The 10,496-nt window shown below is 37.0% G+C and carries 13 protein-coding genes and 1 pseudogene; 7 read left to right on the top strand and 7 right to left on the bottom strand.

The annotated features are described in order from the left end of the window. Position 1: 1 nt before the first annotated feature. Entirely contained in the window at positions 2 to 139 is a 138-nt protein-coding gene (locus F6K54_RS31450) for a hypothetical protein (protein WP_366558285.1), read from the bottom strand. 46 nt (positions 140 to 185) lie between these two features. Here F6K54_RS31450 and F6K54_RS31445 point away from each other — a divergent pair, with 46 nt between their 5' ends. The 5 genes from F6K54_RS31445 (at position 186) to F6K54_RS31425 (ending at position 2,818) form a co-directional block, all read left to right on the top strand. Beyond that, positions 186 to 965 (top strand): hypothetical protein, encoded by a 780-nt coding sequence (locus F6K54_RS31445; RefSeq protein ID WP_293086711.1) that lies wholly within the window; start codon positions 186 to 188, stop codon positions 963 to 965. 46 nt (positions 966 to 1,011) lie between these two features. Beyond that, positions 1,012 to 1,158 carry a hypothetical protein gene (locus tag F6K54_RS31440; RefSeq protein ID WP_293086708.1) on the top strand — a complete coding sequence of 49 codons (147 nt, stop codon included), beginning with the start codon at positions 1,012 to 1,014 and terminating at the stop codon, positions 1,156 to 1,158. A gap of 753 nt (positions 1,159 to 1,911) precedes the next feature. Further along, positions 1,912 to 2,259: a transposase gene (locus tag F6K54_RS31435; RefSeq protein ID WP_293086705.1), complete on the top strand. Its 348-nt coding sequence runs from the start codon at positions 1,912 to 1,914 to the stop codon at positions 2,257 to 2,259. 66 nt (positions 2,260 to 2,325) lie between these two features. Beyond that, the gene (locus F6K54_RS31430) at positions 2,326 to 2,568 is read left to right on the top strand and encodes a DUF4160 domain-containing protein (RefSeq protein WP_293086702.1); all 243 of its coding nucleotides are present in this window, start codon (positions 2,326 to 2,328) and stop codon (positions 2,566 to 2,568) included. Continuing rightward, entirely contained in the window at positions 2,543 to 2,818 is a 276-nt protein-coding gene (locus F6K54_RS31425; protein ID WP_293086700.1) for a DUF2442 domain-containing protein, read from the top strand. The genes F6K54_RS31430 and F6K54_RS31425 overlap by 26 nt, the downstream gene beginning before the upstream one ends. A gap of 73 nt (positions 2,819 to 2,891) precedes the next feature. Here the strand turns inward: F6K54_RS31425 and F6K54_RS31420 are convergent, their stop codons facing one another. The 3 genes from F6K54_RS31420 to F6K54_RS31410 form a co-directional block, all read right to left on the bottom strand. Next, positions 2,892 to 3,101: a type II toxin-antitoxin system HicB family antitoxin gene (locus tag F6K54_RS31420; RefSeq protein WP_293086697.1), complete on the bottom strand. Its 210-nt coding sequence runs from the start codon at positions 3,099 to 3,101 to the stop codon at positions 2,892 to 2,894. 74 nt (positions 3,102 to 3,175) lie between these two features. Continuing rightward, positions 3,176 to 5,305, bottom strand: a complete 2,130-nt coding sequence (locus F6K54_RS31415; RefSeq protein ID WP_293086694.1) for a DNA methyltransferase — start codon at positions 5,303 to 5,305, stop codon at positions 3,176 to 3,178. Next, positions 5,305 to 6,117: a hypothetical protein gene (locus F6K54_RS31410; RefSeq protein ID WP_293086691.1), complete on the bottom strand. Its 813-nt coding sequence runs from the start codon at positions 6,115 to 6,117 to the stop codon at positions 5,305 to 5,307. The genes F6K54_RS31415 and F6K54_RS31410 overlap by 1 nt, the downstream gene beginning before the upstream one ends. Positions 6,118 to 6,400: 283 nt before the next feature. Here F6K54_RS31410 and F6K54_RS31405 point away from each other — a divergent pair, with 283 nt between their 5' ends. Continuing rightward, positions 6,401 to 6,643 (top strand): DUF4160 domain-containing protein, encoded by a 243-nt coding sequence (locus tag F6K54_RS31405; RefSeq protein WP_293086688.1) that lies wholly within the window; start codon positions 6,401 to 6,403, stop codon positions 6,641 to 6,643. After that, the gene (locus F6K54_RS31400) at positions 6,618 to 6,893 is read left to right on the top strand and encodes a DUF2442 domain-containing protein (RefSeq protein ID WP_293086685.1); all 276 of its coding nucleotides are present in this window, start codon (positions 6,618 to 6,620) and stop codon (positions 6,891 to 6,893) included. The genes F6K54_RS31405 and F6K54_RS31400 overlap by 26 nt, the downstream gene beginning before the upstream one ends. Positions 6,894 to 6,989: 96 nt before the next feature. On the opposite strand, the gene F6K54_RS31395 is transcribed toward F6K54_RS31400, so the two are convergent. From F6K54_RS31395 to F6K54_RS31385, 3 genes and pseudogenes are all read right to left on the bottom strand, one after another. Next, the gene (locus tag F6K54_RS31395) at positions 6,990 to 7,196 is read right to left on the bottom strand and encodes a type II toxin-antitoxin system HicB family antitoxin (protein WP_293086682.1); all 207 of its coding nucleotides are present in this window, start codon (positions 7,194 to 7,196) and stop codon (positions 6,990 to 6,992) included. After that, positions 7,193 to 8,923, bottom strand: a complete 1,731-nt coding sequence (locus F6K54_RS31390; protein ID WP_293086679.1) for a DUF262 domain-containing HNH endonuclease family protein — start codon at positions 8,921 to 8,923, stop codon at positions 7,193 to 7,195. The genes F6K54_RS31395 and F6K54_RS31390 overlap by 4 nt, the downstream gene beginning before the upstream one ends. 141 nt (positions 8,924 to 9,064) lie before the next feature. Then, positions 9,065 to 10,496: pseudogene (locus tag F6K54_RS31385) on the bottom strand (cobaltochelatase subunit CobN); the annotation flags it as partial.

Raw genomic sequence — 10,496 nt, 5'->3', positions numbered from 1 at the left:
TCTAATTCTTAAGCTGTCCACAATTTTGATTTGCTGGAACAGCTTCTGCTATTTTTTTCGGGTTCGATAAATTTAGACTGGCCATAAGTTGAATAAAATCCAGGCGATCGCGACCCACAAAACGCTGGTTAAACCCCAATAATTAGGGGAGTCGGTATATAAAATCAAATCTAAATTCACACTTTATGCCAGTAGCGAATAAAATTCTAATAGAAGACTTCAAGACAGCATTAGCAGGTTCGGGAATTGTAGCTTGGAATGGCAGTAAAGTGGTGGAAATATTAAAGTTAAAAAGCTTCAATAAAAGCACATTAATTCAAGCATTGTCACATTATAATAGTGCTGGTAACTTTGCATTTGCTCCTGCTAATAAACAGATTCCTATTGGCAAGACAATCGACTTTGTTCCACAGCCAAATCAAGTTTTTGCTCAACCAAAACATTCTATAAATTCTCCCCCCTCTCCTGAAAGAGAACAGAATTACCTGAGACTAACACAATCATCTTTTAGAGATCAATATGGATGCTATGTCCTGCACCTAGATTACTTTAAAGAGGGAAAACTGCAAGATAGATTAGAGGTTTGCTCTGGAACTCCTAGCAGACAATTTTTTAGGACTGCAGCTCAAAGTCGGGCAATGACTGGAGAACCATTACCGGAGGGGAAATGGTACATAAGAAACATCGTCTGGTGCGACGGAAAAGACAATTATGAAGGGAATACTTTTAGTAGCGGGATTGGTCCTGTTACGGTCCCTTTAGACTTCCTAGAGCCTGGAACAACAGAAAGAAGTGCGATCGAAATACATATAGACTGGAATCGTCAGTATGGCTCCCCTGGGACTGTTGGATGTATAGGGGTATATGATACAAATAGCTTTAAGAAATTCGTAAGATGGCTGAGAGACACCAATCCTCGTCACCTTTACGTTGACTGGAAATTAGGGACTTGCCCTCAGCCTTAGTTTTAAAAATCTAGAAGAACTATAAATTGGCAATAATCCATCGGCAATGATTCATGTCAATCAACAGAAAATTAAAAAAAATGGTAAGAGAATTAAGCACGATCCTCTAATGACTCCCGAACAATTGAAACCAGTAGTATCTGTGAAGCAGAGAAACCGTAATGATTTGGGGCTATCAACAGTATTAAAATAATAGGGCAAAGTTTAACATAAATAGACATTTACTGCGATATACTAGATTTATGTCTAACTTATTAAACTCTTAAAAGAGGTGGCCAATCAATTGAAATGCAATCAATTAAGACTAAATTAAAAGTTAATAATAAGCAAAAAACACTACTTGCCAAACACGCAGGAGTAGCTCCTGACTGCTTATAATTGGGGGTTAGCAACTTGTATTACTGAGTACGAAGAAACTAAAAAACGCCCAAGCGCCATCACCCTGCATAAGGGTTTAGTAGCCGAAGTCAAATCAATTAATCCCTGGTATTATGAGGTGTCTAAATGTGCCCCACAACAAGCCTTAAGGGATTTAGAGAGAGCATTTAAAAACTTTCTAACTATTCCTAAATGTGGATTCCCAAAATTTAAGAAAAAAGGTAGAAAAGACAGCTTTTATAGCAATGAGCGCTGGTATATTTACAAATTGCAGGAGGGGCCAAATAGCTAAAAGTCTTATATTATATCATGTCCGGTAGCATCGGAGCGTGTATAAAATTAAGGTGACAATGAAAGAAAACCTTCTGCCTCCTGCCTCCTGCCTCCTGCCTTCCTTCCACCAAAGTCTAATTATTCAACCGGACATGATATTATCAGCAATTCATTCCCTCTGTTGCCTGTTGCCTGTTGCCTGCGCACAGCGCTATACTTAGAAGGAAGTATTAAGATTTTCCAAGGAAACTACATACAATTACCCAGAATAGGAGTAGTAAAAACTTACGAAATCTTGCCGAATTGCAAAGTAAAAAATGTCAGAATATCCAAAAGAGCAGATAATTGGTACATCAGTTTTAAATATGATATTGAACCCGTACCAACAGAAAAAGTTGAAGAAACTATTGGTGTAGATATAGGCATAAATACATTAGCAACCTGTTCTGATGGCAGTAAATTTGCTAATGTCAAAGCCTACAGGCAAGCCAAAAAACGATTAGTTCGTCATCAACGTGCAGTCAGTAAAAAAGTTATTGGTTCTAAAAACAGAATTAAAGCAGTAAAAAAATTAGCAAAACTTCACAAAAAAGCGGAATTTCTAGTCCTAATTTTTGAGCAGTTTCTATCTATTCTTGCATAATTATTTCTACATTTTGCCAAGCTTGACAATATATGCTATTAATAAAGTAAATTTTAGTGGTAAAAAATGCCAACTGTTCTCAGGTTTGAAGCATATCGCTTTTACTTCTATAGTCACGAACCAAATGAACCACCACATATTCATGTTGATAGAGATAATCTTTCTGCCAAATTTTGGTTATCTTCTGTATCTCTAGCTAAAAATATTGGGTTTAGTCCTAAAGAGTTAAGAAAAATTCAATCAATTGTCGAATTAAATCAACAAAATTTTTTGGAGAAATGGAATGAGTATTTCAACACCTCAAGCTGATGAGCGAGTTAAAAATGTACAAATACAAGAGGATACTTTCAGTGTTGAACTGATGGATGGACGAACTATTACTGTTCCTTTAGCTTGGTATCCTCGTCTATTAAAAGCAACTCCAGAACAACTACAAGTATGGGAAATATGTGGTGGTGGTTATGGTATTCATTGGGAGGAAATAGATGAAGATATTAGCACTGAGGGATTATTACGAGGCGCCCCCGCTCCTGATAGTCAAGTACATTCGTTGGTATAAAAGTAGCAGGTATTGTTAGTTTGATTATGGTGGCGATCGCTTTTGTCATGAGGAAAGCGATCGCTTGTTTTATCTATGTCAATATTGACCGTATTTTTGGTGTAGGAATTTCTCGTCCTAATTCTTGAGCAGTTTCAATCCATTCTTGCATCATTATTTCTACATTTTCCAGTGCTTGCTGATAGGTTTCTCCATCAGCAATACAACCTGGTAATTCAGGTACTTCTACTATAAATGCTCTTGTTTCTTGACTCCAGTAGAGGATTATTTCGTAGTGTAGCATTGGCTTAATTTTCTAGACGGTAAGCTATTCATCATTTAAACTATATATCCAATTTTTGTCATTAAAATTTAAGACTAGATAGCCAATTTAGAGTTCCAAGATTTTTGAGCAAGTTGATGTATTTGTTGTAGAGCATTACACACAAAATTAAAATCTCTTTTTTGTTGAGAGAGAGGGATTAATATCTGTGAAGCAAGTATAACAAAACGATCGGCTTCAGAAATATTTATTCCACCCTGTTCGAGTTTTTTAGCTAAAGTTTCAGTCTTACTTATTAAAGTCTGCTCATCTAGACGTACATTAAATGAGGAATATTTCTTACAAACTAAGATTGCATCTAGACAGATAGGGCTTTTGGCTGCTGTCTTTGAGGTTGCTGTGCGTAACTCACTATAAACTGGATGTGTTGCAAAAACAAGCATTCCAGCGATCGTAATGGCTTCACAAATCGCAGCCCATCCTTCAGCTTTGGAGTGATGAAAACTGAATACCAACACTCCATTATCTTTAAGTACACGACTACACTGAGAAAAAACTGAAGCAAGTTGTCTGGCAAATATACGGGGACTTTTATCTTGAACTTCTCCCTGGTTTGATGAATTAGGTTTGGCAAACTCTGGATAGCGATCTTTGAGAACAGGAGATAGCCAGGCAAAAAAGAAATCACTTAACTCGCTGTAATGAATGAAATCGAAATAAGGGGGATCGGTAACAACTGCATCAACGGATTTTGCAGGTAAGGGTAAGTAGGAACTGTCACCATTAATTACCATCAGACTATTTTCCCTATTATCAAATTGCTCCCACGTTTTTACTGTCTGAACGTTAATACTTTGACTTGCTAGGGGTTTTTGGGATGCTTTCTGCTTAACAGTTAAGTTACGTTTAATTTCAAAAGGATAGTCCAGATAGCGTTTTGCTCGCATCAAGCGCGACTCAAATAGGGTACTGAAAGTACCACTGCTTTTATCCGTTCCCCACACTGAGTTTTCTAAGGGAGTGCGTTCGGGCTTTAATATATGATTTGAAAAGGTATGTCGCACAGCACCAGTACCCTCACCTTTGAAACTACAAAACAAACTGTTGAACTCCAAAGTGCTTGAAAATAGACATAACATTTGCTCCTGAATAGCTGTATCCTTGATTTCCAGGATGCCTTGCAACAGCAGTCCCAGGCATAATAATTGCCTAGAATTAAAAAAGTCGCGCCAGTAGGTGTAATTATAACTACGAGCTTGCTTGGTATTATATCCATCTCTAATTTTCAAAGTTGGTAGTGGCAATGTCTCAGATTTTAGCCTGGCTTCAGCCTCAGCATACAATGATAAATCTTCCTCTCTCACTGGAAGGTAAACTTTTTCACCATTTCGACGTAAGGCCATAATAGCATACAACCGATGCACTGGTGGGTTGCCATTAGATGGTAAAAGGTCTTTAATACGGTAGCGAGTACCATCTTGTGCAGTTATGTATTGACCCGATGCAGGTCCTTTTTGAGGATTGAAGGAATGCTGACAATGAGGACATATTAGGCTGGTTGCATCATACCTATTTTCAATTACATTCCAACAGTTGGGACAAATAATCTGAGCTTTCGGCTTTTTCTTGGGGTAAGCATTCTGTGAAAATACATACCTAGAAAAAAGTGGAATCGTTTCAAATTTTGGTGTTACCACAGTCTTGACCCAGAAAAAGTAAAGCACTGGTATCAATTCCCCAGTATGTGGGTCTCTAGTCTGATAATAATGACGAATATCGGGAGCAACCTTCTGCTCAAGACGAGTAAATGTAGCGTGAAGTTCTGTTTCTGGAACTCTAGTAAATGCTTGACGAACCAGAAAAGTGCTGATGGGGTTAATATCGCAACCTATTGCCTTAGCTCCCAGTTTAACTGCTTCCCCTAGAGTTGTACCACTCCCCATAAATGGATCGAGTACGACTTTGTTGGTGAATTGGTGAGTTTCATAGAAATTATTCCAAATATTAGTACTAGGGCGACTCAAAGCTCCTAAATTAATGGCACGAAATACTGTTCCCAAGCGTGTCGCCCACCATTTATGAATGTGATATATTGGGCGATTAATCTCCTTACGCCAACTCTCTCGCTCTGCTAATTGGCTAATTTCAAGAATCGGGAAGTCACATTCAATTGCTGTAGTTGCATGGGGTGGAGTCAATAGAAGTTGTTTAATATTTAGATTCATTACTCATTACCTTCGATACTTTCATCAATAGTTTGAGTAACACCTGCCATTGTTACAAACCTTGAACCTTGGTTAGTGAGCCTATATGCTATAAATTTATGTTCGTTTCCTGCATTGGGGTTAGGACGCATTTGGGCTTTAAGTTCGTTAGTCTCCAAGTCAAAGCAGTAGCCGACTACTAGAGTGTCTGCTTCAAAACGACTTAACCGACCGACTTCTTGAAACCTAGAGTCAGCATCCATACTATCAGGCACAATGAGAGTCATTAAACCAGTTGTTCCTTCGGTTAGTGCAAAAGGTGTTGGAGCTACATACATTTTGCGATCACGAATCATAATATCTCCATAACTGCCAAAACCTTTGACGCTCTTATTCTTGTGGACATAGTTGTGTTCTGCATTCAGAAAATCACCGTGACAGATTACTAGATCGATTACTGGATACTGTCGGTTTCCGTTCACTTTATCTGGATAAACTGACAAATCAGCAGGATAACGACCAAAAACATAAAATATTTGCCTGCCATTGTGATAACCTGTTGGAACTTGGCTATTGCAATCGTAGTCACGTTCACGGCCTGGCCAAGCCAAACCTTTAACCTCATAACCTTCAGTTGACTCGACTAAGCAAAAATCTGGATATTTATTCCTCCCTGACTCCTCAAAATGAACTGGAATATTTTGCAAACGTTTTTTAAACCAGTCTTGAAAATGAAATTCTTTATCTTTACGGCTTACAGATTCAATGAGTTCACCTCCCTGGACAACGAACACGCACTGCTCAAAAACATCAAAGCAGGTTTTATTTGTCATCTAGATTTTCCTTTTCTCAAATTTTGTCAAAAAAAACTTCATTCAATACTTTACTACAAATTCAATCTAATTGCTCTGTACATTTTTATTATGTCTGATTGAATATGTAATTAACTAGAGAATCGCCTATTTTATCTATGTCAATATTAACCGATTTTTTGGTGTAGGAATTTCTCGTCCTAATTCTTGAGCAGTTTCAATCCATTCTTGCATAATTATTTCTACCTGAATTGCAAAGCTTGACAATATATGCTATTAATAAAGTAAATTTTAGTGGTAAAAAATGCCAACTGTTCTAAGATTTGAAGCATATCGCTTTTACTTTTATAGCCATGAACCAAATGAACCACCACATATTCATGTTGATAGAGATAATCTTTCTGCCAAATTATGGTTATCTTCTGTATCTCTAGCTAAAAATATTGGATTTAGTCCTAAAGAATTAAGAAAAATTCAATCAATCGTCGAATTTAATCAACAAAATTTTTTGGATAAATGGGATGAGTATTTCAACACCTCAAGCTGATGAGCGAGTTAAAAATGTACAAATACAAGAGGATACTTTCAGTGTTGAACTGATGGATGGACGTACTATTACAGTTCCTTTAGCTTGGTATCCTCGTCTATTAAAAGCAACTCCAGAACAACTACAAGCATGGGAAATATGTGGTGGTGGTTATGGTATTCATTGGGAAGAAATAGACGAAGATATTAGCACTGAGGGGTTATTAAGAGGTGCCCCCGCTCCTGGTAGTCAATTACGTTCGTTGGTGTAAAAGTAGCAGGTATTTTTGGTTGGCTTATGGTGGCGATCGCTCTTGTTATGAGGAAGGCGATCGCAAAGCGGAACGGAGTTCTATCGCCTGTTTTATCTATGTCAATATTGACCGATTTTTTGGTGTAGGAATTTCTCGTCCTAATTCTTGAGCAGTTTCAATCCATTCTTGCATAATTATTTCTACATTTTGCAGTGCTTCCTGATAGGTTTTTCCATCAGCAATACAACCTGTTAATTCAGGTACTTCTGCTATAAATGCTCTTGTTTCTTGACTCCAGTAGAGAATTATTTCATAAATCATGGGTTGCCATCATTCCACATCAAGTCGTAACAATATTCAGCCAGATAATTTGTTCTTTTTTTAATTTCTTCTTTTCCCCATTTTTGAGGAACACTTTGAGCAAATTCTTGCGTTAATGCAAAATTTGATTCCTTGTATATGTCTATCTTTTTAAGAAATTCCTTATTAGCAGCTTTTTCGTTTAATTCTCCTCCTAAAGGTAATAAGTTACCAATAAAACCTACAAATTCCGCATTAGATGACTGAGGTAATATATGTTCCAATGTCATGCTATCAGGCTTAAATTCATTAGTTGTTTGTTTGGTCGATTCAATATAGCTAAAAATATATTGAATTAGTTTTTTCTTTTTAGTATATTTACTGACATATCTCAATTTAGAGAAATTATTTATGAAAATTTTTTTATCGGGTAGTCGTTTTTCTAGTTGTTGTTTTAGCTCGTCTATTGCTGCTCCGCAATCTCGTTTGTTGGTTCCTTCAAATAGTTTTCTAGCAGCTTTAGAATAACTACCCTCAATACCTGAAGGTCTCATAGAACATATAGCATTAAAAGAGAAGTGAAATTTTTCAATAAAAGCCAGAATTTCTCTTGCCTGAGATAATTTTACTTTCTTCTCCTTTAAAGTTTTAAAGAGGCTTAGTATGAAAGGTTTTTGTTGACTAACATTGAAAATTTTTAATGCCAGTAAAGATCTATATAGGTCTTTTTCTTCTTGTTGCTTAAAATCTTCTGTAATAGGAGATGAGATTTTTACATACAAATCAGCATCATTTACTAACTCGCCTAAAAAGTTTTCACCTATTTCCCTGTTATTCCACCGCTTTTTAAAATGTTTGTAAACATTATCTCCGCTTGTATAATCATATCTAGATATCCACCAGTGCCTTACAAAAGTTTCTAGACTGCCTACACCATCTCCTAAATCTATTATATTTGTCAACTTTTTCCAGTTAGTTTTGGCAAAGTCATCCGGGTGAGTTGTTTTTAAGGTTTTGAAAACTTTATTTTTTATTAAATTAACAAAACTTAAGTCCATTCCTCTCGCATTTAAAGTTTCAAAGATTGTGTAAGCATCTTCTTCTTCTTTAACAGTTATAAAAATAACTTTCAAATACTTAACAACTTGATCTCTAATTGCCTTCAAAAGATTTTCATATAACTTATCATCTAGACAATAGTTTTTAAATCTCTTATTGAGAGAGTCTCTAGAGGTGTAATAATAAAACTCATTGTATGAATCTAAAAGAGTGTGTTCTTCATTAGAATTTGGGGTTCCTTTTTTTTTATCAATATCTTGAATGACTGTTTGAAAAAAAGGTTTAGGAGTCTCATTTTGTAATTTAAAATAGTATTTACCATCATCATCTTTTCCCGCAATATAGTTTTCATAGATAGATTCAGCTATATTATTTTTATTAATCTCTACAAATCTTTGACAAAGAGTAGAAAGTAAAATAGTCAATGTTGTAAGGCGTTGTTGTCCATCAACAATTTGCATTTCTACGGACTTATCATCACCTACAAGAACAAGTGAACCAATGAAATATTCTTCATGATTAAAGTTATCATCATTATTATTGATATAAATATTTGAAACTATATCATCCCATAGCTCGGATATCTGCTCTGTATCCCATGAGTATTCTCTTTGAAATCTAGGGACAACATACTTCTTTTTTACGGAAAATAGATCGGAAATTGTTCTAGTGTATGCGTGTAGTTCCATTTTTACAGAAAAAAGATATTTTACAAACTGCAGTAATACAAAGTAGGGCGGGCAAATATTCACCCACCCTACCAATAGATAATTAATAATTAGAGATAGCTTTCCTTATCCATTAATTATGAATTATCCATTATCCATTAATTATTCTATTCCTTCAATTCTATCCTCCACTTGCTGATACAACTCCCGCAACCGATCCAAATTACTCTCACTGGTCTCCCAATAACCGCGACCATTCACTTCCAACAATGTAGTCACCATCTTCCGGAACGAATGCGGATTCAAATTCAACAACCGTTGCTGCATCTGCTCATCTTTAATAAAGGTCTCATTCACATCCTCATAAACCCAATTATCCACAGCACCAGCAGTCGCACTCCATCCCATAGTATTCACAAGACGCTTTGACAACTCCCGCACTCCTTCATAACCATGAGACAACATCCCCTCATACCATTTTGGATTCAACATTTTTGTCCGAGCATCCAAACGTACTGTCTCTGACAAAGACCGCACCTGAGCATTCGCTGTTGTTGTATCCGCAATGTAAGAAGATGGTTTTTTCCCATCATCCCGGAGAGTCGCTACAATTTTAGTCGGATCGGAATCAAAATAATGACTCACATCGGTCAAACTAATTTCTGACGAATCTAAATTCTGGAATGTCGCGTCCGCAGTTTTCAACGCTGACTCAAATACTTTCCGGTTATCCTCCATCATTCCAGGGTTATCAGAATTAAAAGCAAAAGACTTACGCTTCAAATACATTTCCTGTAATTCCGACTCATCTTCCCAGGTACTATTCTCCACCGCCAAATTAACATTCGCAGCATAGGAACCGGAAGCATTAGAAAATACCCGCGTTGCAGCTTGACGTAAATTTACTCCTAATTCCTCTGCTTGCTTCAGAGCGTGCTTCCGGACAAAGTTCATCTCTTCCGGTTCCTCTGCTTCTGCCGCCATTTTCACAGCTTTATCCAAAAGATTCATTTGATTGATAAATAAATCTCGGAATACACCGGAACAGTTAATCACCACATCAACACGAGGACGACCTAATTCCTCCAATGGAATTAATTCCAATTTATTCACCCTACCCAAAGCATCAGGTACAGGTTTCACACCTACCATCCACATTACCTGAGCAAGTGACTCGCCGTAAGTCTTGATATTGTCAGTTCCCCACAACACAACAGCAATAGTTTCTGGATATTGCCCACCATTTTCTTGCATTTGCCGTGCCAATAAACGGTCAACCACAATTTTTGCCGACTTAACCGCAGCAGCAGTAGGAATAGACTGGGGGTCGAGGGCGTGCATATTTTTACCAGTAGGCAAAACATCCGGGTTCCGAATGGGGTCGCCTCCGGGCCCGGGTAAAATATATTCCCCTTCCAACGCTCGTAACAAGGAACCTAACTCATTATCAGCACAAACCTGCTCTAAGCAAAATTCCAAATATTCAAACAGAGGTTTAATAACTTCCCATCAACATCATGAAAACCTGCTGCTTCCAAAGCTTCTATCCAAGGTGCTTTTTTCTTCATATTGAAGAAATTGAGTTTGCTGACCA

The sequence above is a fragment of the Okeania sp. SIO3B5 genome, from assembly GCF_010692555.1.
Lineage (GTDB): Bacteria > Cyanobacteriota > Cyanobacteriia > Cyanobacteriales > Microcoleaceae > Okeania.
The sequence above is the reverse complement of the archived record's forward strand: the minus strand, read 5'-3'. Positions and strand labels throughout refer to the sequence as shown.

Excerpts from the sequence above, each read along its gene's own strand:
- F6K54_RS31430 (WP_293086702.1), top strand. The coding sequence starts at position 2,326 with ATGCCAACTGTTCTCAGGTTTGAAGCATATCGCTTTTACTTCTATAGT.
- F6K54_RS31445 (WP_293086711.1), top strand. The coding sequence starts at position 186 with ATGCCAGTAGCGAATAAAATTCTAATAGAAGACTTCAAGACAGCATTA.
- F6K54_RS31420 (WP_293086697.1), bottom strand. The coding sequence starts at position 3,101 with ATGCTACACTACGAAATAATCCTCTACTGGAGTCAAGAAACAAGAGCA.
- F6K54_RS31440 (WP_293086708.1), top strand. The coding sequence starts at position 1,012 with ATGATTCATGTCAATCAACAGAAAATTAAAAAAAATGGTAAGAGAATT.
- F6K54_RS31425 (WP_293086700.1), top strand. The coding sequence starts at position 2,543 with ATGAGTATTTCAACACCTCAAGCTGATGAGCGAGTTAAAAATGTACAA.
- F6K54_RS31415 (WP_293086694.1), bottom strand. The coding sequence starts at position 5,305 with ATGAATCTAAATATTAAACAACTTCTATTGACTCCACCCCATGCAACT.
- F6K54_RS31400 (WP_293086685.1), top strand. The coding sequence starts at position 6,618 with ATGAGTATTTCAACACCTCAAGCTGATGAGCGAGTTAAAAATGTACAA.
- F6K54_RS31390 (WP_293086679.1), bottom strand. The coding sequence starts at position 8,923 with ATGGAACTACACGCATACACTAGAACAATTTCCGATCTATTTTCCGTA.
- F6K54_RS31395 (WP_293086682.1), bottom strand. The coding sequence starts at position 7,196 with ATGATTTATGAAATAATTCTCTACTGGAGTCAAGAAACAAGAGCATTT.
- F6K54_RS31410 (WP_293086691.1), bottom strand. The coding sequence starts at position 6,117 with ATGACAAATAAAACCTGCTTTGATGTTTTTGAGCAGTGCGTGTTCGTT.
- F6K54_RS31405 (WP_293086688.1), top strand. The coding sequence starts at position 6,401 with ATGCCAACTGTTCTAAGATTTGAAGCATATCGCTTTTACTTTTATAGC.